Genomic DNA, 24,810 nt, shown 5'->3' with positions numbered 1-24,810 from the left:
TGCAGGAATCATGCCTGACTATGGTAAATGCTTATAGGTAAATTATTTCATATAAGTATTCCAGGTCAGGTAATCCGGATAAATCGCGTTATTTCAGATTTTTTGCATAATTGGCATATTGTGTGCGTAATAAAACTGTCATACGCCAAAGGCCTCTACTATGGCTAATGTAAAGGGCATAAGCTCCCCCTGGTAAGCTGAAACAGCATAGTTGCTTATTACTATTTCTTTAAAAACTTGCTGAATTTAGTTAATTTCGCGGTGCAATTTTTAACCGCTCTTAAATAATTATTTCCCATGGTGTTTGATATTGACATGATTAAAAAAGTGTATGCGGCACTCCCGGGTAAAGTGGAAGCTACCCGTAAAATGTTAGGTCGTCCGCTTACGCTGGCCGAAAAGATCTTATATGCTCACCTGTACACCGCTACCACTTCTCCTTTTGAAAGGGGAAAATCCTATGTAGAATTTGCACCGGATCGTGTAGCCATGCAGGATGCAACAGCTCAGATGGCGCTGCTGCAGTTTATGACTTGTGGACGTGATAAAGTAGCGGTTCCTTCTACAGTACACTGTGATCACCTGATACAAGCAAAAGTGGGAGCTGCAGAAGATCTGGCCACAGCGATTGACACCAACAAAGAAGTATACGACTTCCTCTCCTCTATCTCCAATAAATATGGTATAGGTTTCTGGAAACCCGGTGCAGGTATCATTCACCAGGTAGTACTGGAAAATTATGCTTTCCCTGGTGGTTTGATGATTGGTACGGATTCCCACACTCCTAACGCGGGTGGTTTGGGTATGCTGGCTATCGGTGTTGGTGGTGCTGATGCGGTAGATGTAATGGCAGGATTACCATGGGAACTTAAAATGCCTAAACTGATAGGTGTAAAACTGAATGGTAAATTAAGCGGATGGGCTTCCCCTAAAGATGTAATTCTGAAAGTAGCTGGTATTTTAACCGTAAAAGGTGGTACCGGATGTATTGTGGAATACTTTGGTGAGGGAGCAGACAGTATGAGCGCTACCGGTAAAGGTACTATCTGTAACATGGGTGCGGAAATCGGTGCTACCTGTTCTGTTTTTGCTTACGATGATAAAATCAGCCAGTACCTGAAATCTACAGAGCGTGCGGAAGTTGCTGCCCTGGCAGATGGCATCAAGGAACATTTACGTCCGGATGCGGAAGTGTATGCTGATCCTTCCAAATACTATGACCAGGTAATTGAACTGGACCTGAGCGAACTGGAACCCCATGTAAACGGACCATTCACACCGGATCTGGCATGGCCTATTTCTAAATTTGCACAGGCAGTAAAGGAAAACAACTGGCCCGAAAAGCTGGAAGTAGCCCTGATCGGTTCCTGCACCAACTCTTCCTATGAAGATATTTCCCGTTCTGCCTCTCTGGCCAAACAAGCCATTGACAAGAACCTGGAAATGAAATCTGAGTTTACCATCACACCCGGTTCTGAGCTGGTACGTTTTACCATTGAAAGAGACGGTTTACTGAATACTTTTGACCAGGTAGGCGGTGTAGTACTGGCAAATGCCTGCGGCCCCTGTATCGGTCAATGGGCACGTCATATAGACGATCCTACCCGTAAAAACTCTATCATCACTTCCTTTAACCGCAACTTTGCGAAAAGAAATGATGGCCTGGCTTCTACCCATGCTTTTGTAGCTTCTCCGGAAATCGTAACTGCACTGGCCATTGCTGGTGATCTTACTTTTAATCCGCTGACCGATAAGCTGAAAACCAAAGATGGTAAAGAAGTAATGCTGGATGAGCCTACCGGTTATGAACTGCCTGTAAAAGGCTTTGCAGTGGATGATCCTGGTTACCAGGCGCCAGCTGCTGATGGTCGTGGCGTTCAGGTAGCAGTATCCCCTTCTTCCGACCGTTTACAATTACTGGAACCATTTGCTGCATGGGAAGGTACTGATCTGAAAGGATTGAAACTGCTCATTAAAGCAAAAGGTAAATGTACTACTGACCACATCTCAATGGCGGGTCCATGGTTAAAATACCGTGGTCACCTGGATAACATTTCCAACAACATGCTCATTGGTGCAGTAAATGCATTTAACGATAAAACAGATACCGTTAAAAACGAACTTACCGGCGAATACGGTCCTGTACCAGCTACACAGCGTGCTTACAAAGCTGCTGGTCTTGGATCTGTGGTAGTAGGTGATGAAAACTACGGTGAAGGCTCCAGCCGCGAACACGCTGCAATGGAACCCCGTCACTTAGGCGTGAGAGCGATCCTGGTAAAATCATTTGCCCGTATCCACGAAACCAACCTGAAAAAACAAGGTATGCTGGGTCTTACTTTTGCCAATAAAGAAGACTACGACAAAATCCAGGAAGATGATAACATCGATATCATTGGCCTGACTACCTTTACTCCAGGCAAACCACTGACAGTAGTACTGAATCACAAAAACGGTACTAAGGATGAAATACAGGTAAACCATACCTACAATGAACAACAGATTGAGTGGTTCAAAGCAGGTGGTGCACTGAACGTAATCCGCGCGCAAGCCGCAAAAAAGGCCTAATGCCTGATGAATAAATAAAAAAAGGCTGTTCCTGGAGGAACAGCCTTTTTTTATACCGTTTATGATCAGCAAAGTCACTACCTGTTTAAAAATTCCATTTGCGGATAATAGGCCCTTTCAAAGCAAATCTTCTCACGAGGCTCACCCGGAAGTTGCCCGTACCAAAAGTCTGGAAAGTGTTGGGGATGGGCATTTCACTACGTGTGGTCATGCTTACATAATGGATTCCCGCAAAGTACAGGCTGGAATTATAGCCAATGGAAGCCCTCACTGTATTATTCAACTGCCAGCCACCATCTCTGCTGATATAACCGTCTACCATATACAATTTAGTGTGGTTTACGCCCAGTCCACCGGTAAGTGAAAGTGTTAAAAAGAAGTGCTGTTTATAAACAAACGTATAGGCATATCCTGCGTTTATGGCAGCACTGATAATGGCGGTACGGTAATAATGCTGATCTCTTAAAAAACTTGCATCTGCAATATTGGTGGGAACCAGGGAAGAGTCTGCTTTGATTTTCACGCCAAAAATCTCTCCTCCCAATATAAAAGAGCCAGCACTTTTTTTCTGATATTCATTTTGCAGGTAAGCTGCCCTGTATGAAAAGCGGCTATCATTGAAGATATACTGCACACTCAGTCCCAGATCCAGGTTATACAGATCGGGCCGCAAAGGCAGTCCCTTTGCAGGGTCGTAATTACTTAATACCTTCCTGGGATTGTCCATATAATACCCCTTGTAATACTGGCCATAAAAGTCAATAACGAGTTTACGTAGATATAAGTGAGACTGGAGGTCCAGGTATTTAGTTTTACCAAACTTATCATCATTGTCATTAATAAAAGGCAGGTTAAATCCAAAATTAAGACCAATAAACTTATAGTTAAACCCAAATCCCACATTAAAATTACTATTAGGCCGGTATTCTATCTGCCGCTTATTTTTGGTATCTACAATGTCGTAATAGGTATACTTACGGGAACCGTACAAACGAAAGGTGATATCTTTAGAATGATCTTCTATATAACTGGAATCATTGATGGTTTCAAACCATTTGGGCATTTTTTGCCCCAATACCGGCGCAACCAATCCACATAAAGCTCCCGAAAGTAGTAAAATTTGTTTTTGCATACGCTTACAAACAACTGTATATCAATACACAAGATACATCACGAACACTTAATAATGGCAAAAACCATGCACATTGCCGGGGCATTTATTTAGGCAGCTCTATGACTTCCAGCTGTTGGATACGTCCTGCTTCCAGTTCAAACCGGACCAGGGTCTTTACTTTATGCCATCCTTGTTGCCCGCAGGCACCTGGATTGATATGCAATAACTGAAAAGCCGGATCGGGCATTACTTTCAAAATATGGGAATGCCCGCAAATAAATAGTTTAGGCGGTTGTTGTTTGATCTGCTCTCTTACTCCGGGAGCATATTTCCCCGGATAGCCACCTATATGTGTCATGAAAACAGCTACCCCCTCCATTGTAAACCGGAGTTGTTCAGGATACCGTACACGGACGTCTTTTCCATCAATGTTTCCAAAAACTGCCCTGAAGGGTTTAAATGCTTCCAGCTCATCTGCCACTTTGATATCACCAATATCTCCGGCATGCCATATTTCATCTACCTTATCAAAATATTGCATCACCTGCGGATGTAAATAACTATGTGTATCAGACATCAACCCTATCTTTTTCATATCAGCATTTTAAGAATTCCGACAGCCCTGCCTTTGCTGCAGGCTTATTCCTGCAATGATACAATTAATCCTAAAATCTTAGGATGATCGCTAAGAAACGCAGAGATTATATCGTATTTTATCCCCCTAAAACAACACCATTTCATGTATCATCATTCAGGCATTACTGGGAGATTATTGATTTTATGTCCGGACCGGCCAGGCATTGTTGCGGGAGTTTCTCAATACTTATATACATTGGGGGCTAATATCCTGGATGCCAGCCAGCACAGCACTGATCCCAGGGAAGGGCTGTTTTTTATGCGGATGGAGTTTCAGCTGGAGGGCTGTGAAATTACGGTACAGCAACTGGAAGCATCCTTTCAGGAACAGGTAGCCGGGCCATTGCAGATGGAGTGGCGTATTGACTATATCCACCGCCGCAAACGTATGGCCATCATGGTATCCAAATATGATCATTGTTTGATGGAACTGTTGTGGCGCTGGCGTAGTGGAGAACTGGAAGCAGATATCCCGTTTATCATTTCCAATCATCCGGACCTGCAGAAAATAACAATGGATTTTGATATTCCATTTCACTATCTGCCGGTAAATCCTGCGGATAAAAAGGCACAGGAAGCAGAAGTGATCCGGCTGATGCATTCCCATCAAACGGATTTTATCGTACTGGCAAGATATATGCAGATCCTCTCCCCTGCTTTCGTCAGCACTTTTCCCGGCAGGATCATTAATATACACCACTCCTTCCTGCCAGCCTTTGCCGGCGCCCGGCCTTACCTGAATGCCTATAACAGGGGGGTAAAACTGATTGGCGCCACAGCACATTATGTTACCAATGAACTGGATGAAGGCCCCATCATTGAACAGGATGTGGCCAGGGTAAGCCATAAGCAATCAGTAAACGATCTGGTAATGTTGGGGCGGGATATAGAAAGGCAGGTGCTTACCAGGGCTGTGAAAGCCCATATAGATGACCGGGTAATCATTCATGGCAACAAAACAATTGTATTTTAAGCAGCAGCATACCTGATAAAATACAGGGAACAGCGGGGCAATGCCTTGAACTGTTCCCTGTATTTTATACTAAAGTTGTTTTCTGATGTATTTAGCGAGCGCCTTGGCAGCATCCGCATAAGCTTCCTGAATACGCAAACCGGTATCAAAGTCGAATCCCATTAAACGGCCTTTGGCATCATTTACAGACAACTTAGCTACCACCTTTTCTTTATTGGCTGTTTCTACAATCCAGGCTTCCCCATCCATTTCTGCATTCTGGCGCCATACTCCCACATTAAAACCAGGCTCCGTGAAAGCTGTTTTAAAAATGAGGGTATACTTTGCAGCAGGTTCATTGCCAGCCGTTATCCCACCACTGTTGTCAGTAAACAGCTGGTTAAACTTAGGCTCAAAACGCCCTGCACGATCACTTACCCAGGCTTTTGCCCAGGTATCTCCCTTACCGGGTTCTTTCTTATTGTACTCTGCTGTTTTCTTTTGAATGTATTCCTCTTCGGAATCAAATTTCCCTACTTTCATGTGATCATAGGTAAATTCGGTATTGATTTTAGTTTCACCTTTCAGCTCAGCAAGGCTGCCGTCGGTTAATTTAATGCGCTGGGCAGATGCAGGAAGTACCAGTGCCATCAGCGCAAGGCCAGCCAGTACTTTTGGGATTAATTTCATGACTTGTGTGTTTTTGAGGCCCAAACTTATGAAAAATTCTGACTCCCAAAATCAGTTATACTACTGATTTTATAATATGTTAACCAATTCTGTCATTTGATAACCACCACGGATTTCTTTGTAACTTTAATACAGCCCCTTATGTTTTAAAGCTCCTATATGCTACATCAGGTATTACACGACTATTTATCGGAACAATGCCAGTCTGTTGCGGATGCTATACCCGCATTAACAGCCACTTCCAATGAAAAGGCCATTCATACACTCCGGGTAAGCGTAAAAAAAATAAGGGCGCTCTTTACCCTGGTGGCACACTTGCCGGGTTATTCCTTTGAGCTAAAAAAAACATTGAAAACATTAAAGCTATTGCAGGATGCCGCTGGTCATCTGCGGGACTTACAATTACAATCCAGCCTGCTGAAGGGTTATGAGCAACAATTTAAAACAGGCTATCCTTTACTGCGGTTGCTGCTTCGTAATAACCAGGCATTAGCCACCGCACAATTACAGGAAACCGTAGCCCGTATACCGGCGAAACTACCGGAACAGCTGCCTGAAAAACTACAGTTAAATAAGCAACATCATAAGCATACAAAAGCCACGGCAGAGATGGTAGCTTACCTGCAGCAGCAATATGAGGATCTTATCGTCCCTCCCCGCAATGCCCCGCATGAAGCATGGCATAGCTTAAGAAAAAAAGCAAAACGGCTACATTTCCAGCTCCACATCCTCCATACACATCTGCCGGATAAGATCAATGAAGCCGCCTTACACGCTTTAACAAAAAAAATGGGGGAGTTGCTGGGCAAGTGGCATGACCATCATGAGCTGTTATTGTTTATAAAACATAGTATACAACTGGCCAGAAAAGAAAAGATAGCTATTTCCACGGCTACTACCGGGCTGGTAAAGCAGGTAGCTGCCGATTGCCGCAAATACCTGGATGGCTGCACTGCTTTAATGCAAAAGGTGCCCGCTTTTTACATAACGGCTGCGCGAATTAAGAGATTATAGCGCGTGATAAGCCTGCACCGCTTCAAATATAATAGCAGCCCCCAGCTTAGCGGTACGATTATCGATATCCAGTGATGGATTTAACTCGGCCACATCTATTCCACGGACCTTACCACTTTGCAGTATATTTCTATAGCACTCCAGAAAAAGCCCGCCGGGCATAATCCCATTAAAAGCGGTAGCGCTCACCCCTGGGGCAAAGGGAGCTGCAAACACATCCATGCAGGTAGTTAAATATACGTGATCCACACTTGCAAGGAAGTGGGCTATTTCGGCCGACAGTGCCGTTTTATCCTGCAAATGAAAAGCATCTGCACTTACGTATGTAGCTCCGGCGGCTGTTGCCAGCTCAAACAATTGCCGGGTATTCCCCATTTGCTGTATCCCTAATGCCAGGTAATGAAAAGGTTGTTTCAACTGCAGGCTGTTCTGCCACAGCTGCCAGAACCCTGTACCTGAGCTCGGCCCTTCTGTACCGGGGATACGGATATCAAAATGAGCGTCAAAATTAATAAAGCCTACAGTCTTCCCCTGTTGTGCAGCATATTGGCTGATGGCACGTGCATGACCATACGTGATTTCATGGCCTCCACCTAATAGCATAGGTAAATATCCCGCCGTCAGGATGCCCGTGACCGCAACAGTAAGTGTTTCCTGTGCCTCTTCCAGGCTGGTGCCCTGACAGATGACATCTCCCCCATCCAATAGGAGCAGCTGTTCTTCAAAATGAACCGGAAAATTAGCACAGGCCTTACGCAAAGCCAGCGGGCCAGCGGCAGCCCCTACCCTGCCTTTATTACGACGTACGCCCTCATCACTGGCAAACCCCAGGAAAACAATACCTTTTTGCCCGGCAGATAATGCAGGGAGCTTTTCTGTCAGCAGATCCACCGGTTTGATCACCTGATGCCATCTTAAAAGGTCGGCCGCAGTTCCATCTACCCTGCCAGCCCACGCACCGGTTGCCGGTGCTGTGTAAAATGCTGCTGTTATCATACTGCAATAATTAGATCAGAACACCTCTTTTCCAAACCATGGCAGGCTTCATCTTGCCCTGAAAATAAAGGATATCCCGGTAATCAGGTGTAGGATAAGCCTGCATATCCGCCACGTACCCATTTTTTAATCCGGCTGTTTCAGATAACTGCAATGCTGCTGCTGCACGGGTAGTAAGTCCAGTCAATACTTCTGCGGTAGATAATTTTTCTGCTGCACTGATTACAGCAGCCTGTACCAGCAAGTCGCCCATTGGGGCAGATCCAGGATTCCAGTCACTTGCAATAGCAACACTGGCGCCGGCATCCAATAACTTTCTGGCAGGTGCATACTGCATCCCCAGGCCTAAAGAAGCGCCAGGTAATACTACCGCTACCGTATCTGCTGCAGCCAGCAAAGCAATTTCTTTTTCGCCACTGGCTTCCAGATGATCGGCAGAGAGGGCACCAGCGGCAACCGCTACTGCTGTACCGCCTGTACTAAACTGGTCGGCATGAACAGTAGCTGCCAATCCCATCTGGTGCGCCGCTTGCAAAAATGCTAATGCATCCCCCGCAGCAAATGCGGTTTCTTCTACAAAAATATCTACCCGGTCAGATAACCTTTCCTGTTTGACTACCGGTAGTAATTCCTTTAAAATCCAATCCAGATAATCCTTTTCGGTACCCGTGAAATCTTTTGGTTTCATATGTGCTGCCAGACACGTAGGAATAAGGCTGGCCTTTGTTTGCGCAGCAGCTGCCTGTATTGTACGCAACATCTTCAGCTCGCCATCCATATTCAACCCATATCCACTCTTCACTTCAATGGTAGTCACGCCCTCTTTCAGGTGGCGGTTAGCCCTTTCCACGAGGCCAGCCAATAAAGTATCTTCATCTGCCAACCGGGTTTTGGTAACGGAATCCCATATACCGCCACCTGCACGGGCAATCTCCAGATAAGTTTTACCCGCAATACGCATGGCATAGTCCCTGCTGCGGTTACCATCAAAACAAATGTGGGTGTGGCAATCAATAAACCCTGGTAACAGTACCATTGGCTTATCTATAAAACAAACTTCACAAGCAGGATATGCTTCCCGCAGGCTTTTAAACAAGCCTGTTGTGACAATCCTACCCCTGTCTACCACAATTCCACCTCCTGCAATCACCGGCAATTGCTCATCTGCTATAGCGCCCTTATGGGGCAAATCCACCATAGGCAATATCTGACTGAAAGGTCCTATCAATAGCATATTAGCTTCTAGCTTTTAGCCGTTAGCTTTTAGCTGCAGGCAATGAAAAAATGAGTTCTTTGCTTTTATCGGTCAGGCACATAACGCACCCTAATAGCTAACAGCTTATTACCAGACGTTGATTCCAAATCGTTCCCCCATCTCCTGTGCTTTTTCATAACCAGCATCTGCATGGCGGAAAATACCCAGTGCAGGGTCGTTGAACAGTACACGTTTCAGGCATTCAGCAGCACGGTCGGTACCATCTGCGATTACTACCATGCCTGCATGTTGGGAATATCCCATACCTACACCACCACCGTGGTGAAAAGATACCCAGGTGGCCCCCCCTGCAGTGTTGGACATCAGGTTGAGTAATGTCCAGTCGCTTACAGCATCAGAACCATCCTTCATCGCTTCGGTTTCACGATTAGGGGAAGCCACAGAGCCACAATCCAGGTGATCACGGCCAATTACGATCGGTGCTTTTACTTTTCCTGTTCTAACCAGCTCATTAAAAATGAGCCCTGCTTTTTCTCTTTCTCCCAATCCCAACCAGCAGATGCGGGCAGGTAATCCCTGGAATGCCACCTGTTGCTGTGCCTTCTGCAGCCAGTTAATAAGTCCGGTATTTTCAGGAAAAGCTTCCATCAATGCACGATCCGTGGTATAAATATCTTCTGGGTCACCGGATAAAGCAACCCAACGGAAAGGACCTTTTCCTTCGCAGAATAAAGGCCGTATATACGCTGGCGTAAAACCAGGGAAATCAAAGGCAGCAGGTTCTCCCCCTTCTTTTGCAAACTCCCGCAGGTTATTTCCATAGTCAAAAGTAACAGCACCTTTACGCTGCAAGGCCAGCATCAGCCCTACGTGACGGGCCATGCTCTGTAACGACTTTTGTTTATATGCCACCTCATCCTTTTTACGCAATGCAGCCGCTTCTGCCAGCGACAAACCATTGGGCACATAGCCGTTAATCGGATCGTGTGCAGAAGTCTGATCTGTCAGGATATCCGGGATAATATTATCTCTCAGCAATTTTTCAAGCAAATCACCTGCATCACTGACCAGGCCAACCGACAATGCTGCTCCTTTAGCTTTGGCTTCCATTACCCATTGAATGGCTTCCTCATAAGAATGTGTCATGCGGTCGATATATTTTGTATCCAGTCTTTTCTGAATACGCGCGGGGTCCACATCTGCCCCAAGAAAAACAGCCCCTGCCATGGTAGCCGCCAGTGGCTGTGCTCCTCCCATGCCGCCAATACCTGCAGTGACCAGCAGCTTACCGCTCAGGTTGCCATTGAAATGCTGGCGGCCGCATTCCATAAAAGTTTCATAGGTACCTTGCAAAATACCTTGTGTACCAATATAAATCCAGCTGCCTGCTGTCATCTGCCCATACATCATGAGGCCTTTGGCGCGCAGCTCATTAAAATGCTCCCATGTAGCCCATTTGGGTACCAGGTTGCTGTTGGCCAGCATTACACGGGGCGCCTGAGGATGTGTGCGTACAATACCCACCGGTTTGCCGGACTGTACCAACAGGGAGTGATCTTCGTCCAGTTCCAGTAATATTTCTATGATCTTTTGAAGCGATTCCCTGTTACGCGCAGCCTGACCAATCCCCCCATACACCACCAGCTCCTCAGGATTTTCCGCTACGGCTGCATCCAGGTTGTTCAATAACATCCGCAAGGGAGCCTCCGTTTGCCAGGACTTTGCATGTAATTGTGTGCCATGAGGCGCTTTATAATGCGGGTGCGCTGCAAAGGTTTTAATAAAGTCCGAACTGGTCATGATAAATACCGTTTAAAGATAAATGATGATGGGCAGCGGCCTCATTGGCTACTTCCACAAAAGATTGATTGGTGATGATTTCATGTAATGCCTGAATGTCATTGGCAAAAATGCGGTCTTTCTGTGCAAAGGAAACTTTCTCACGTGCGTAATTATGACAAGCCTCCAATACCGGGCCGGATTTAAGCGGCCTGCGGAAATCCAGTGCCTGTGAGGCATACAACAATTCTATAGCCAGTATATATTCCAGATTACCAATTACCTGGTTCAGCTTACGGCCGCTGACAGACCCCATAGATACGTGGTCTTCCTGTCCTAAAGAGGTAGGCACGCTATCTGCGCTGGCGGGGAAACAAAGTGTTTTGTTTTCAGTCACCAATGCTGCAGTAGTATACTGTGGTATCATGAAGCCGGAGTTCAGACCAGCGTCTTCAATCAATAATTTGGGTAATCCATAGCGGCCTTCCAGCATCATATAACAACGACGGTCAGCAATATTACCCAGCTCGGCCGCAGCTATGGTAGCATAATCCAGCGGCAATGCCATAGGCTGTCCGTGGAAATTACCGCCGCTGATCGTATCCTCCGCACTAAAAATGATGGGATTGTCTGTCACCGCATTCAGCTCTATCGTTGTTAGCTCTAGTAAATGCAGCCAGGCTGTTCTGGAAGCACCATGCACCTGAGGCATACAACGCAGGGAATATGGGTCCTGTACACGCCCGCAATCAGCATGAGAAGCCATAATCGCTGATCCGTCTACCAATGCTTTCAGACGGTGTGCGACCAGCTGATTACCCGCATACGGGCGGATGGCATGTAACCGGGGATCAAAGGGTTTGGCAGTACCCATCAGCCCTTCCAGCGACATGGCACCTATTACATCTGCTGCTTCCAGGGCGTTATACAAACGTTGTACTGCCTTCACTGCAAATGCCAGGATAAACTGTGTACCGTTAATAAGTGCAAGTCCTTCTTTGGGCCCCAGGACTACTGGCGCTATTCCTTCCTGTTGCAGTACAACCTCCATGGGTGTCTTTTGTCCTTTGTACCACACATGGCCAAGGCCTATTAATGGCAGGAACAAATGAGATAATGGCGCGAGATCACCGGAAGCTCCAACAGAACCTTTCTCCGGTACCAAAGGAGTGATACGCGCTTCTATATGCCAGATGATACGCTCCAGCGTAGACAATGCCACACCGGAATACCCCTGTGCCAGGGCCTGTACTTTGGTAATCATCATTATACGGGCAATTTCTTCCGGAATATTATCCCCTACGCCTACACTGTGGCTTTGCAATATATTGTACTGTAATGCACGGGTATCATCCTCTGATATTTTGGTATCACACAATGGCCCAAAGCCGGTATTAATGCCATATACGGTAGTATGGCTGGCTACAATGGTTTGTACATAACCATTACTGGCCCGTACTTTGGTAATGACTTCAGGTACCAGTACGCCCTTTAGCTTCCCGGCAGCAATATCCAATGCCTTACCTACTGTAAGCTGGTCTATACCATATTTAAAAATCTTGCTCATATGGTGGGTTCGTTAAAAAGATTGTTTTGGTGTATGATGCTCTTTATTTTATGGCGGAGATAATACGTTCCGAAAGAGGGGTTTCCTGCACCGCCCTTTCTACCTGCGCTATTGCCTCCAGTATTTGCTGACTCTGTTTGTTTGCTGTTACAAGCTGTGTCATGGCAGTGGTAATCGCTTCCCATACAGGCTGTATCTGATGCAACAGCTCCTCCCCTTTTTTCGTAAAAGCAACTAATTGTCTGCGGCCATCTTCCTTACAGGGTGCTGTCTTGACCAGACCTTTTTTCTTCAGGTTGGTGACCAGCTGGCTAACAGCGGAATGGGATACTTCCAGCTGAGTGGCAATATCTGTCATAGGCACAGATTGTTCCCTGGACAATACATAAAATACGGGAAACCAGCTGGCATCAAAGGCAATACCCGCCTGTTCATATACCTTATTCACCTCCATAAGAAAGTATTCACTTAACCTCCTTAAACGGCTGCCAAATACCAGATAACCTAATGACGGATAAAAACTCATATGCTATTGTTTATTGCAGGGGTGCTATTGCACTGTAACGAAGTTAACCCTGTCAGCGCTATTTATATAAGCACTTATACAATTTAACACAATAATAGGAAATATTATGCAATTATATAAGCACTTATATAATTATCTTTAAAAAACAGGAACCAGTCTTTTGGGTGGGTAGTTGGTATTACACTTCAGGAAATAAAGCGGGATTATTTCTTTTTGACATCAAACCAAACCGGGGAAGTATCTGTAACCTCCCCATTGTAATTGATACAAAGTTCTTCACCTTTTTTAATTTCGCGGCGGGTCATGATACTCATTGTATCCGCCTCAAAGTCCATCTCGTACTCACAGTTGGGTTCGTAGGAGTGGTTATAGATGGAACAATATCCTAAAGCCACGCAGGAACGTGTTTCCCGTGATCCCCACAGGAAAATATAGTTATGCAGCTTTGTTTTGTCTACTATGGCAGTATCATCGTACGACAATACCAGCACAGGAGAAACTTCAAGCAAGGTACCCGCCGGGATATTTTCTTTTGTAAAAACCCCACGGCCTTTGCCCTTTATTTTGTCGATATACAAGTATGGCTTAATCATAGCACTAAATCAGTAAAGAAGGCGTAAAGTAAAGGTAAAGCAGTAAGTTATCAAAATCAGGCATAAAAATTTTAGGTTTGCAACCCGAAAGGGCCGGAACCGGTTCAGGACAAAAGCAATAAGTATACCACGATGGGCCATACCAGGGCTCCATGTGTTTTAAAACAATCGTATGATCAATTACAATCCAAAAGAGTGGTTTACTTTTATTTTCCGTATCCACAAAGCGGATACCGTGCGGAAGCTATTCCCCATGTTCATCGCCCTGTCGCTTTATGCAGGACTTGTAGCGTTTCTCGAACTGGAAGTATGGAAGTTATCCGGGAACAGTGACCTTAAAAACATTTCTGTCATACACGGATTACTGGGCTTCGTCATTTCCCTGCTGCTGGTATTCCGTACCAACACTGCATATGACCGCTGGTATGAAGGCCGGAAGCAGTGGGGTACTCTGGTAAACAGCAGCCGCAACCTGTCGATGAAACTAGGGGCTATCCTGCCAGCTACCGACACGGCTGCCAGAGCATTTTTTAAGGTAATGATCCCCAATTATGCTTTTTGCCTTAAAAGTCACCTGCGCAATACCTATTTACCGGAAGAAATAATGCCCCTGCCCGGAGATATCCCCTTTAACCCAGACCTGGGAAAACACGTTCCTAATCAGGCCGCCATAATGCTAATGAACAGGATACATGAATTATACCGGCAAAATCACATTACGGGCGACCAGCTGATTGTCATTAACCAGGAACTACAATCCTTCACGGATGTATGCGGCGCCTGTGAACGGATCAAGAACACCCCTATTCCTTTTTCCTATAGCGTATTTATAAAAAAGTTTATCTTCTTTTATGTAATGACGATGCCATTTGGGTACGTTTTTGGCTTAGGGTACCTGATTATCCCCATGGTGGTATTTATATTTTATGTATTGGCCAGTCTGGAGTTAATTGCCGAAGAAATAGAGGACCCGTTTGGCCTGGATGCTAACGACCTCCCGGCAGATACTATTTGCGCCAATATCCGCAAACATGTATCCGAAATATTGTAGGGTATTGCTCTGGCAGCATCTTTATTATTGTTTACTTTCGTTCACAGAGTCAAAGGAATATGGAAAACGAAGCACTACTGGAAAAGTTCAGGACATTAGCGGATGAAAGCAATTTCCGTGAATTAAGTGTATACCTGGATGACCAGCTTATTACAGATATTGCTGAATTAATTCATGAACTGCCGGAAGATGCGGGAGCGATTATCAATCATCTGTCCATCGGCCGTGCTGCTGCGGCTTTCCGTATCCTGGAATTTCCCCAGCAGGAAGATGTGATCCGGTCATTGTCTGCAGCTAAAATTGCGGAACTCATGAATGAGCTGCCTGCGGATGACCGTACCGCCTTCCTCGAAGAATTACCCAGTGAGGCTGTAAAAGAACTCATTAAACTACTGGATCCTGAAGAAAGAAAAATCACCTTGTCACTCCTGGGCTATCGTGAAAACAGCGTAGGCCGTATCATGACCCCCGACTACATTGCAGTCAGGGAAGAATGGACAGTAGGGCAGGTATTAAACTATATCCGGGAATATGGGAAAGACAGTGAAACCATTGATGTAATTTATGTAATTGATGACAAAGGCCGCTTACTGGATGATTTCCGGATCAGAGAGTTTTTACTGGTATCACCGGATACAGTAGTACATACCCTAATGGATGACCGTTTTGTTACCCTTCACGCCAATGATGATCAGGAAGAAGCGATCCAGGTATTCCGGATGGAAAACCGGGTGGCCCTTCCGGTAGTGGATGATCAGGGCATCCTGTTAGGGATTGTTACCATTGATGATATGCTCTGGATTGCCAACGAGGAACATACAGAAGATATTCAAAAGATTGGTGGTACCGAGGCATTGGATGAGCCTTACCTCGACATGCCCTTACTGAAGCTGGTTAAAAAGAGAGCCGGGTGGCTGGTAGTGCTTTTCATCGGTGAAATGCTCACTGCTACGGCCATGGCATTTTTTGAAGATGAAATTGCTAAAGCAGTAGTACTGGCACTATTCGTACCCCTTATTATTTCCAGCGGAGGAAACAGTGGTTCACAGGCTTCCACACTTATTATCCAGGCAATGGCACTGGGAGAAATCACGTTGAGTGACTGGTGGCGGGTGATGCGCAGAGAAATATCTTCCGGCCTGTTATTAGGCAGCATCCTGGGCATTATCGGATTTACCCGAATTATGCTCTGGAATGCCATCAAACCTACGACTTATGGCCCGCATGCTCCTTTAATCGGAGCAACCGTTGGGGTATCACTGGTTGGGGTAGTACTTTGGGGTACCCTTTCCGGCTCCATGCTGCCATTGATACTGAAAAAACTTGGGGCTGACCCTGCTACCTCTTCTGCTCCATTTGTGGCCACCTTGGTGGACGTAACCGGACTACTGATTTATTTCTCCGTAGCATTTGCCTTTATGAGAGGCATACTACTTTAAGATACCCGGAAGACGGAGCATTATTCCCCGTCTTCTTCTGTCATCGCTTGTTTTTGCCGGATCAATTTAAAAGCCGCTGCTATTTCATCTACCGTTTGATCTACTATTACTAATTCCGGCTTCGTTACTACTTTTCCTTCCTCATACATGGTAAGTGTATAAGTTCCTTCTTTGGCCCCCTTCTGATACATCATCCCATAAATTTTCCCATCCCAGGATTCACAGGTACCCAGAAAATCGTCATCCTTAAAATACATGTTTGCAACAAAATACTGCAGGTCCTCTACCTCCAGAGAGGGCGTATTGCGCAAAAAGCTTAGTGCCATCCGGGATACAACGCTGCTGCCATCATTATCTTCTGCCAATTCATGAAAAGCCATTAACTGCGCCGCATCTGTTGCCTGCTCTATATACAACTGATGGTTTTTCCTGAAATAAGAAAAAGACCGTTGCTTATCTACTCCCTCCTGTTGGGCGAATGGATGATGAGAAAAATTCACCGTATTTTTCAACCGGCCATTGCGATCAAAACTTTCTATCTTCCTGCCATTAGGGTGATAAGTAATGCTTACGCTGTTCTTTCCAAAACTCGCTATCTTGTACCCATTCTCAATATGGCTGACATTAATAAACTCCCCATAATGCATGGCAAAAAGGCCGATGGTGTAAACGGTAGTTTTTTTATTCCTGACATACTGCACAATTTCCGCTACCCCACCCTGTACACTTGCAGGAATGATAGCCAATCCATTTTCCAATACGCCATCGGCAAACGTATTTTTAACATTCAGGGTAGTGGCAGTAATCTGATCATCTTTCTCCGCTTTCATCGTCATGTAAAGATCATTCAACACCTGAGATGTTCGTTGTCCATCTTTATAAAAATCGTATATCAGCCATTCACCCGACTTCGTCTTATGCTTAAAAAAGCCATTGTAGGGTTTTCCATTTTTATATACTCCCAATAAAAAAACACCTTGCTCTCCCAAATGACCCACAAATGGTTTGTTGTCATTTTCCATAACTGCATTTGTAATATACAATTGGGTATTGAGCTGTTTTACCAGCTGTTGCGTATTGTCAAAACAATCATAGCAATTGCTATATCCTTTAGACAGTTGTTCATTTTTCTGACATACATAATCACTCTTAGCTGCAGTGATTTCATTGTTCTTATTTAAATACAACATATTTTTCTGGGCTAAACCTGTGAGTGGTAAAAAAAGCAATAAAAACCAATACCGGTACATTATTTTACTTTATTTGTTAATAGGCAATCCTGCTTATCTATACAATGATAAACGATCATTGCTCACCAATACAAAGTAATGTATATGTGCCGGTATAGCATGCAAATCCGTATATAGTTTATCTTTTTCCGTTATATCCTTCGTAATGTTTATGCTCAAGGAGGGAATTATCCCGGTATTTATGAACGATGAACAGGTTACTAAAATCGGCCCTTCCGATAGAATCTACCAAAGGGTTGGCTTTCAGGGTATGTATAATAGGCAGGAGAGTATTACTATGCCCAATTACCAGCAAGCGCTTTCCCCAGTCGCCATGCCTGGAGATTTCATAAATCAGTGATTCTCCGGTAGTATCCGCAGCATAGAACACGGTATCCAGGTGTAGCTGTAATCGCATGGAATCGGCAGTTTGAATACTCCTTTCATAAGTGGTGGTATATATCTTAGCGATCCCTGAATCTTTGAGTAAGTGGTACAATGCCCCTGCCCTTTGCTGCCCCTGCAAGGATAAAGCAGGATTTTTTCCGGACTCAGTTTCTGCATGTCTGACCACAAAAAAGGTGCCTGTAAGAAAAGTGCTGTCTTCTGTGACCGGTATGGACTGATGCGCCGGCGATTTGGGCTGGCAAGCCACAAAAAGCAGCAGCAAAACAAAATATCTGGTCATTTTAGCTACATTTAATCTACAACAAAATAAAGCACTGCCATGAAAAAGTGGTTACCTCTTATCATTATTTTATTTGTATACGTCCCTGTTGCTGCCCAACAAATAACCCCGCTTACCGTAGAGAAAATCATGCAGGATCCCAAATGGATAGGCACTTCGCCGGATCATGTATTTTGGGGAACTGATAACCAAACCATTTATTTTGACTGGAATCCCGAAAAAGCACCCACAGATTCATTATATGCTGCAAGTACTAAAACAATACTCCCTCATAAAACAGCGGCATCAACAAGAGCCTTCATCAAAGCCAAAGCCGAAGGTACTTACAATAATAATAAAACGTTCCTTACCTACAGCCTCAACGGAGATATTTACCTTTTGAATATCAGCACTGATAAAACAATCCGCATTACACAAACTACCTCGCAGGAAAGCAATCCATTATTTCTGAAAGGAGATCAACAGATTGTTTATCAACTGCATAATGATCTTTTCCTGTGGGATAAAATAAATGGCACGACTACCCAGCTGACCAATTTTCAAAAAGGTAATAAACCAGATGAAAATCCACCCGTATTAAACCAGCAGGAAAAATGGTTACAGGCGCAACAACCTGAGTTACTGCAAATTGTGAAAGACAGGCAGGAAAAATCAGATGCTGCCAAAGCTTTCAACAAAACATACGCCCCTATACCATTGCGCGCGCTATACTTACAAGACAAGCGCCTGCAGAATGTAACAATAAGTCCGGACGGCAGGTTTGTTACTTACACTTTGTTTAAAGCACCTGCTAATGCCCGCAATACTATTGTACCTGATTATGTCACTAAAAGCGGCTTTACAACCGACATCCCCTCCAGGGAAAAAGTAGGCGCACCGCAGGGAACTTTTGAGAGTTTCATTTATGACCGGCAGCAGGATACTGTATTGGCTATCAAAACAGCTGCCATTCCCGGCATTAAAGATGTACCTGATTATGTAAAAGACTATCCCTCAAAAGATACCGCTGTTAAGAAAGTGGCCGACAGGGAAGTTATTATTAACGGACCGTATTGGTCGCCAGAAGGCAGTCGTGCGATGGTAGATATCCGTTCCCAGGATAACAAAGACCGTTGGTTAATGCTGCTGGACGCCACCAATGGTAATCTTCAGCTATTGGACCGTCAGCGGGATGAAGCCTGGATAGCAGGACCAGGCATAGGCTGGAGCTTTGGCGGTGCTAATCTGGGCTGGATAAATGAAACCACCTGCTGGTTTCAATCTGAAACCAGTGGTTATTCTCATTTGTATAAAATGGTCGTTAATTCGGGACAAAAAACAGCATTAACTACCGGCAATTATGAGGTACAGGAAGCCCAGTTATCGGCAGATAAAAAGTTTTTCTACATCATTACCAATGAAGTAGATCCCGGCGAAAAGCAACTATACCGGCTGGCGGTTAACGGAGGTGCTCCACAACGGCTTACCCAAATGTCCGGGGCGCATGAAACCAGTATTTCCCCTGACGAAAAGTGGATTGCCTTCCGTTATTCTTTTTCCAATAAACCATGGGAATTGTACCTGCAACGAAATGAGCCAGGTGCCAAAGCGATACAAGTCACGCACCAGGCCATGTCCGCAGCATTCAATACCTATGCCTGGCGGGTACCGGAAATAATTAAAGTTACCGCCCGCGATAATGCTCCTGTATATGCCCGCTTGTTTACGCCTGCACCTGGCAAGAAGAATGGTGCGGCAGTCATATTTGTACATGGAGCCGGTTATCTGCAGAATGCGCACAGGTGGTGGAGTAGTTATTTCAGAGAATATATGTTTCACAATATGCTTACTGATCAGGGATATACCGTACTGGATATGGATTACCGGGGCAGTGCCGGCTATGGCCGCAACTGGCGCACCGGCATCTACCGGCACATGGGCGGTAAAGACCTCGATGATCAGGTAGATGGTGCCAGGTACCTGGCTGACAAGATGGGGATTGATCCCAAACGTATAGGTATCTACGGAGGAAGTTATGGCGGATTTATCACGCTGATGGCACTATTTACCACACCAGATGTGTTTGCAGCCGGCGCAGCACTCCGGTCTGTTACTGACTGGGCCCACTATAACCATGGTTATACCAGCAATATTCTGAACGAACCCTACACTGATAGTATCGCCTACCGCCGCTCCTCTCCTATCTATTATGCCAATGGATTAAAAAACAGGTTACTGATGTGTCATGGAATGGTGGATACCAATGTACATTTTGAAGATATTGTCAGGCTCACCCAAAGGTTGATTGAGCTGGGAAAAAATAATTGGGAACTGGCAGTATTTCCTGTAGAAGATCATGGTTTTACCACACCAAGCAGCTGGACCGATGAATATAAACGTATAAAAAAACTCTTTGACGAAACACTTTTAAAATAAAATAACAATACCCGTAAAACGCCTGCTCACGCGTAATCTAATGGTGATCATACGGTTATCTTTATCCTTTCTTCTCCATTACCAATAGTATTTTGACAAAAAAATAGCATATTGCAAGGATAAACCTCATCAAATAATATTTTAACCATATGTGTGGAATCGTAGCTTACATAGGACAACGGGAAGCTTACCCCATCGTACTAAAAGGCCTCAAAAGACTGGAATACCGCGGTTATGACAGCGCTGGTGTTGCCATTATCAACAACGGATTACAGGTATACAAGAAAAAAGGAAAAGTAGCCTTACTGGAAGAAGAACTTGTTGGCAAGGATATGCATAGCCATATTGCCATCGGTCATACCCGCTGGGCTACCCATGGCGAACCCAGTGATGCCAATGCCCATCCTCATATTTCCGGTGATGGTAAACTCGCCATGGTGCATAACGGTATCATTGAAAACTATGCTCACCTCAAAAAAGAATTGCAAAACCTTGGGCATGTTTTTAAAAGTGATACGGATACGGAAGTGCTGATGCATTTCATTGAAGAAATCAAAAAAAGTAATCAGTGTTCTTTAGAAGAAGCATTACGTATCGCACTGAAAAGAGTAGTAGGTGCCTATGTAATCCTGATCGTGGATCAGGATAATCCTGGTACACTCATCGCCGCCCGGAAAGGAAGCCCGCTGGTAATTGGTGTTGGTAAGGGAGAACATTTTTTAGCTTCTGATGCTTCCCCTATTGTAGAATACACCAAAGAAGTAGTTTATGTAAACGACTACGAAATTGCCATTTTAAGGGAAGATGAACTGATCCTCAAAAATATTTCCAACGAAATACAGACACCCTATATTCAGAAACTGGATATAGAACTTGCCGCTATCGAAAAAGGTGGCTATGATCATTTCATGATCAAGGAAATATTTGAACAGCCACAAACCATTTTTGATAGTTTGCGCGGCAGGCTGGATGCCAAAAAAGGAACACTTACTATGGGTGGTATCCGCGAATATGCCGATATGCTTAAAAATGCTAACCGCATTATTATTGTGGCATGTGGTACCTCCTGGCATGCAGGCCTGGTGGCAGAATACATGATTGAAGAATTATGCCGCATTCCGGTAGAAGTAGAATACGCTTCTGAGTTCAGATACCGTAATCCTGTAGTGGGCCCCGGCGATGTGATCATTGCAGTATCACAGTCAGGCGAAACAGCGGACACCCTGGTAGCTATTGAAAGCGCCAAGGAAAAAGGAGCTATTATTCTTGGTATCTGTAATGTAGTAGGCTCTTCCATTGCCCGCGCCTCCCATGCCGGTGCATATACACATGCAGGCCCTGAAATTGGCGTAGCCAGCACCAAAGCATTTACCGCCCAGCTTGCCGTACTTTGTCTGGTAGGCTTAATGGTAGCCAAAGAAAAAGGAGCTATTACCCCACAGCGCTTCCAACACTTACTGGATGAGTTGGAAAATGTTCCGGAAAAAGTGGCAACCACACTGGAACTGAATGAGCAGGTAAAAAACATTGCGGCCAAATATAAAGATGCCCGCGATTTCCTCTACCTGGGCCGCGGATATAATTTCCCGGTAGCACTGGAAGGGGCATTAAAACTGAAGGAAATATCTTACATACATGCGGAAGGCTACCCTGCTGCTGAAATGAAACACGGTCCGATTGCCCTGGTAGATGAAAACCTGCCGGTAGTATTTGTAGCTACTAAGGATAGTTATTATGAAAAGGTAGTTTCTAACATACAGGAAATAAAAGCCCGTAAAGGTAAAGTAATTGCTGTCATTACAGAAGGGGACACTATTATTCCGGGAATGGCAGATGATATCATTGTAGTGCCTGAAGCAGATGAGCTGGTAGCCCCTATGATATCTGTTATCCCGTTGCAGCTGCTTGCTTATCATATTGGCGTACTCAAAGGGCTGGATGTAGACAAGCCAAGGAATCTGGCGAAATCAGTAACCGTAGAATAACATTATCATCAATGATCCCTCCGGGGGATCAGCAAATACTTCAGGAATATTCACGTAAAAGCAACTGGTGACAGGTAGTTTGCAGCAATGTAACTACCTGTTGCCGGTTATAACCGTTACAACATTATATCCATGAATAACATACAGAAAAAACCGCTTACAGCCTTGGGTTATAATTTTGTAGAAACCCCGCATTTACCCAAAGGAAAAGATGAATATTATCTTCGTGAGCAACAATGGGGGAAACATGGCGTATATCGTAAATTGACCGCTTATGAAATTGAGGCACTGGTAAGAAATGATAATACCTCCGACGACTGGAACAGTATTTTCGTTGCCAATGAATTTGACCCGCAGCTGGTACAGCACTGCCATTTTTTTGGAATGGTGCGGATAGGTAAACTGGAGCCGTACTACCTGGAATTTCATAATTTACGCCTGCCTGTAGGCTTGTATAACAGTACCATATGCGCCTGCGACTTTGGCGATAATGTAGTGGTCTATAACGTAAATTTTCTTTCTCATTATATACTGGGCAATGAAGTAATCGTAGCCAATGTTAATGAAATGGCTACTACTGACTACGCCAAATTTGGTAATGGCATTGTCAAAGATGGGGAGCCGGAAAATGTACGGATCTGGATGGAATTGTGCAATGAAAATGGTGGACGCAGTGTAATGCCCTTTGACGGTATGCTGCCGGGTGATGCCTATCTCTGGACACGTTATCGTGATGATGCTGCCCTGCAACAAAAGTTTAAATTATTTACCGAGAAACAGTTTGATAAAAAGCGTGGGTATTATGGCATGGTAGGTGACCGTACAGTCATAAAAAACTGTAAAATCATCAAAGATGTTACCATCGGTACGGATGCCTATTTAAAAGGCGCCAACAAGCTCAAAAACCTTACTATTAACAGTATGGCAGGCGCTGCTTCCCAGATCGGTGAAGGCTGTGAACTTGTAAATGGAATTATGGGTTATGGCTGCCGGGTATTCTATGGTGTTAAAGCCGTTCGTTTTGTAATGGCCTCCCACTCCCAGTTAAAATATGGCGCCCGTCTCATTAACTCTTATCTGGGCAATAATGCAACCATTTCCTGCTGTGAGGTGTTAAACTCTCTTATTTTTCCTGCGCATGAACAACATCATAACAACTCCTTTTTATGTGCAGCACTGGTGATGGGACAAAGCAATATGGCCGCAGGAGCTACGATAGGCTCCAACCATAATTCCCGGGGTGCTGATGGAGAAATCATTGCCGGACGAGGGTTCTGGCCGGGTCTTTGTGTAAGCCTCAAGCATAATTCAAAGTTTGCCTCTTTTACCATTATCTCTAAAGGCAACTATATGTCTGAAATGAATATTCCCATTCCTTTCAGCCTTATCCTCAATGATGAACATACCAACTGTCTGAAAATCATGCCAGGCTATTGGTTTATGCACAACATGTATGCATTGGCCCGCAACTCCTGGAAGTATGTAGACCGCGATAAGCGTACCGATAAAATACAAACAATAGAGTATGATTATCTCGCACCCGACTCCGTAGAAGAGATGATTGCTTCGCTTACGCTTATGGAAACAGCAGTAGGAAAAGCATGGTATGTATCTAAAGAAGAAAGCACAGATAAATTAACCGGGCAAACTATCCAGCTTAAAGGCCGGGAGTTACTAACACAGCATCCTGATGAAGTAGCCCGGCTGCAGGTATTTGCAGAAAACATGGAAAACAGCCACCGCCGGGTACAATTGTTGAAAGTACATAAAGCTTATGCCTGGTTCAAAGACCTCATTTTACTTTATGGTATTCGTAATATCATAGACTATGTAGACCAACAGGATCTTAATTCCCTTACCGCATTACAAACCATCGTTAAATCGTCCAAACGTGGTGCCTGGCACAATATAGGTGGTCAGCTTATGAAAGCAGATACACTGGAAGAATTAAAAAACAAAATCAGAAAAGGTAAAATCAATAGCTGGGACCAACTGCATGATAACTATATACAAATAGGGGAAGACTATTTTTATGATAAACTGCAGCATGCCATTGCAAGTATGTTACATGTACTTGAAATATCCCCCCGGGAATTTTCTACCCTCCATTTAAAACAATGCCTGCAACAATCTGTAAATACATTGGGTATACTCACGGAGAATATCTACCAGTCGCGCGAAAAGGATTACAATAACCCTTTCCGTAAAATGAGTTATGAAAACGAAGCCGAAATGGATGCTGTTATTGGCAAACTGGAAGATAATGGTTTCATTCAGCAAACGCGGTCATCACTTAAGGAGTACAAAAAGCAGGTAAAAGATATGATCAGAAAATGGGAGCTGTAAGGATAA

19 protein-coding genes are annotated in these 24,810 nt (G+C 44.6%); 8 read left to right on the top strand and 11 right to left on the bottom strand.

All coding sequences use genetic code 11. The features are described from left to right. The first annotated feature begins 297 nt into the window (after nucleotides 1–297). Nucleotides 298–2,568 carry an aconitate hydratase gene (locus ABR189_RS26765; protein WP_354663568.1) on the top strand — a complete coding sequence of 757 codons (2,271 nt, stop codon included), beginning with the start codon at nucleotides 298–300 and terminating at the stop codon, nucleotides 2,566–2,568. A gap of 85 nt (nucleotides 2,569–2,653) precedes the next feature. Here ABR189_RS26765 and ABR189_RS26760 read toward each other — a convergent pair whose 3' ends face one another. Both ABR189_RS26760 and ABR189_RS26755 read right to left on the bottom strand, forming a co-directional pair. Beyond that, on the bottom strand, nucleotides 2,654–3,700 hold the full coding sequence (locus ABR189_RS26760; RefSeq protein ID WP_354663567.1) for a DUF4421 domain-containing protein: 1,047 nt from the start codon (nucleotides 3,698–3,700) through the stop codon (nucleotides 2,654–2,656). An 85-nt stretch (nucleotides 3,701–3,785) separates the two neighbouring features. After that, the gene (locus ABR189_RS26755; RefSeq protein WP_354663566.1) at nucleotides 3,786–4,277 is read right to left on the bottom strand and encodes a metallophosphoesterase family protein; all 492 of its coding nucleotides are present in this window, start codon (nucleotides 4,275–4,277) and stop codon (nucleotides 3,786–3,788) included. A gap of 144 nt (nucleotides 4,278–4,421) precedes the next feature. On the opposite strand from ABR189_RS26755, the gene purU reads away from it, so the two are divergent. Continuing rightward, on the top strand, nucleotides 4,422–5,291 hold the full coding sequence (gene purU / locus ABR189_RS26750) for a formyltetrahydrofolate deformylase (RefSeq protein ID WP_354663565.1): 870 nt from the start codon (nucleotides 4,422–4,424) through the stop codon (nucleotides 5,289–5,291). Nucleotides 5,292–5,360: 69 nt separating this feature from the next. Here purU and ABR189_RS26745 read toward each other — a convergent pair whose 3' ends face one another. After that, nucleotides 5,361–5,960 carry a hypothetical protein gene (locus ABR189_RS26745; RefSeq protein ID WP_354663564.1) on the bottom strand — a complete coding sequence of 200 codons (600 nt, stop codon included), beginning with the start codon at nucleotides 5,958–5,960 and terminating at the stop codon, nucleotides 5,361–5,363. A 159-nt stretch (nucleotides 5,961–6,119) separates the two neighbouring features. Here ABR189_RS26745 and ABR189_RS26740 point away from each other — a divergent pair, with 159 nt between their 5' ends. Next, complete coding sequence (locus ABR189_RS26740; protein ID WP_354663563.1) at nucleotides 6,120–6,974, top strand: CHAD domain-containing protein; 855 nt, start codon at nucleotides 6,120–6,122, stop codon at nucleotides 6,972–6,974. Here ABR189_RS26740 and hutG read toward each other — a convergent pair. The 6 genes from hutG to ABR189_RS26710 form a co-directional block, all read right to left on the bottom strand. Further along, the gene (hutG, locus tag ABR189_RS26735; RefSeq protein ID WP_354663562.1) at nucleotides 6,969–7,970 is read right to left on the bottom strand and encodes a formimidoylglutamase; all 1,002 of its coding nucleotides are present in this window, start codon (nucleotides 7,968–7,970) and stop codon (nucleotides 6,969–6,971) included. The genes ABR189_RS26740 and hutG overlap by 6 nt on opposite strands. Nucleotides 7,971–7,980: 10 nt before the next feature. After that, a complete protein-coding gene (hutI, locus tag ABR189_RS26730; RefSeq protein ID WP_354663561.1) occupies nucleotides 7,981–9,204 on the bottom strand; it encodes an imidazolonepropionase in 1,224 nt (407 codons plus the stop codon). 108 nt (nucleotides 9,205–9,312) lie between these two features. Further along, nucleotides 9,313–10,986, bottom strand: a complete 1,674-nt coding sequence (hutU, locus tag ABR189_RS26725) for a urocanate hydratase (protein WP_354663560.1) — start codon at nucleotides 10,984–10,986, stop codon at nucleotides 9,313–9,315. Beyond that, on the bottom strand, nucleotides 10,964–12,532 hold the full coding sequence (gene hutH / locus ABR189_RS26720) for a histidine ammonia-lyase (RefSeq protein WP_354663559.1): 1,569 nt from the start codon (nucleotides 12,530–12,532) through the stop codon (nucleotides 10,964–10,966). Before hutH ends, hutU begins: the two co-directional genes overlap by 23 nt. A gap of 43 nt (nucleotides 12,533–12,575) precedes the next feature. After that, nucleotides 12,576–13,058 (bottom strand): MarR family winged helix-turn-helix transcriptional regulator, encoded by a 483-nt coding sequence (locus ABR189_RS26715; protein ID WP_354663558.1) that lies wholly within the window; start codon nucleotides 13,056–13,058, stop codon nucleotides 12,576–12,578. 203 nt (nucleotides 13,059–13,261) lie between these two features. Beyond that, entirely contained in the window at nucleotides 13,262–13,651 is a 390-nt protein-coding gene (locus ABR189_RS26710) for an SET domain-containing protein (RefSeq protein WP_354663557.1), read from the bottom strand. A gap of 172 nt (nucleotides 13,652–13,823) precedes the next feature. Here ABR189_RS26710 and ABR189_RS26705 point away from each other — a divergent pair, with 172 nt between their 5' ends. Both ABR189_RS26705 and mgtE read left to right on the top strand, forming a co-directional pair. After that, nucleotides 13,824–14,702, top strand: a complete 879-nt coding sequence (locus ABR189_RS26705) for a bestrophin family protein (RefSeq protein WP_354663556.1) — start codon at nucleotides 13,824–13,826, stop codon at nucleotides 14,700–14,702. Nucleotides 14,703–14,761: 59 nt separating this feature from the next. Further along, the gene (gene mgtE / locus ABR189_RS26700; protein WP_354663555.1) at nucleotides 14,762–16,141 is read left to right on the top strand and encodes a magnesium transporter; all 1,380 of its coding nucleotides are present in this window, start codon (nucleotides 14,762–14,764) and stop codon (nucleotides 16,139–16,141) included. Nucleotides 16,142–16,161: 20 nt separating this feature from the next. Here the strand turns inward: mgtE and ABR189_RS26695 are convergent, their stop codons facing one another. After that, complete coding sequence (locus ABR189_RS26695; protein ID WP_354663554.1) at nucleotides 16,162–17,331, bottom strand: hypothetical protein; 1,170 nt, start codon at nucleotides 17,329–17,331, stop codon at nucleotides 16,162–16,164. A 178-nt stretch (nucleotides 17,332–17,509) separates the two neighbouring features. After that, the gene (locus ABR189_RS26690; protein WP_354663553.1) at nucleotides 17,510–18,058 is read right to left on the bottom strand and encodes a histidine phosphatase family protein; all 549 of its coding nucleotides are present in this window, start codon (nucleotides 18,056–18,058) and stop codon (nucleotides 17,510–17,512) included. 39 nt (nucleotides 18,059–18,097) lie between these two features. On the opposite strand from ABR189_RS26690, the gene ABR189_RS26685 reads away from it, so the two are divergent. The 3 genes from ABR189_RS26685 (at nucleotide 18,098) to ABR189_RS26675 (ending at nucleotide 24,804) form a co-directional block, all read left to right on the top strand. Beyond that, nucleotides 18,098–20,473 carry a S9 family peptidase gene (locus ABR189_RS26685; RefSeq protein ID WP_354663552.1) on the top strand — a complete coding sequence of 792 codons (2,376 nt, stop codon included), beginning with the start codon at nucleotides 18,098–18,100 and terminating at the stop codon, nucleotides 20,471–20,473. A gap of 149 nt (nucleotides 20,474–20,622) precedes the next feature. Then, the gene (gene glmS, locus ABR189_RS26680; protein WP_354663551.1) at nucleotides 20,623–22,458 is read left to right on the top strand and encodes a glutamine--fructose-6-phosphate transaminase (isomerizing); all 1,836 of its coding nucleotides are present in this window, start codon (nucleotides 20,623–20,625) and stop codon (nucleotides 22,456–22,458) included. 132 nt (nucleotides 22,459–22,590) lie between these two features. Continuing rightward, nucleotides 22,591–24,804, top strand: a complete 2,214-nt coding sequence (locus ABR189_RS26675; protein WP_354663550.1) for a DUF4954 family protein — start codon at nucleotides 22,591–22,593, stop codon at nucleotides 24,802–24,804. The last annotated feature ends 6 nt before the right edge of the window (nucleotides 24,805–24,810 follow it).

The organism is Chitinophaga sp. H8 (assembly GCF_040567655.1).
Taxonomy (GTDB): domain Bacteria; phylum Bacteroidota; class Bacteroidia; order Chitinophagales; family Chitinophagaceae; genus Chitinophaga; species Chitinophaga defluvii.
This window is presented reverse-complemented; position numbering and strand designations above follow the sequence as displayed.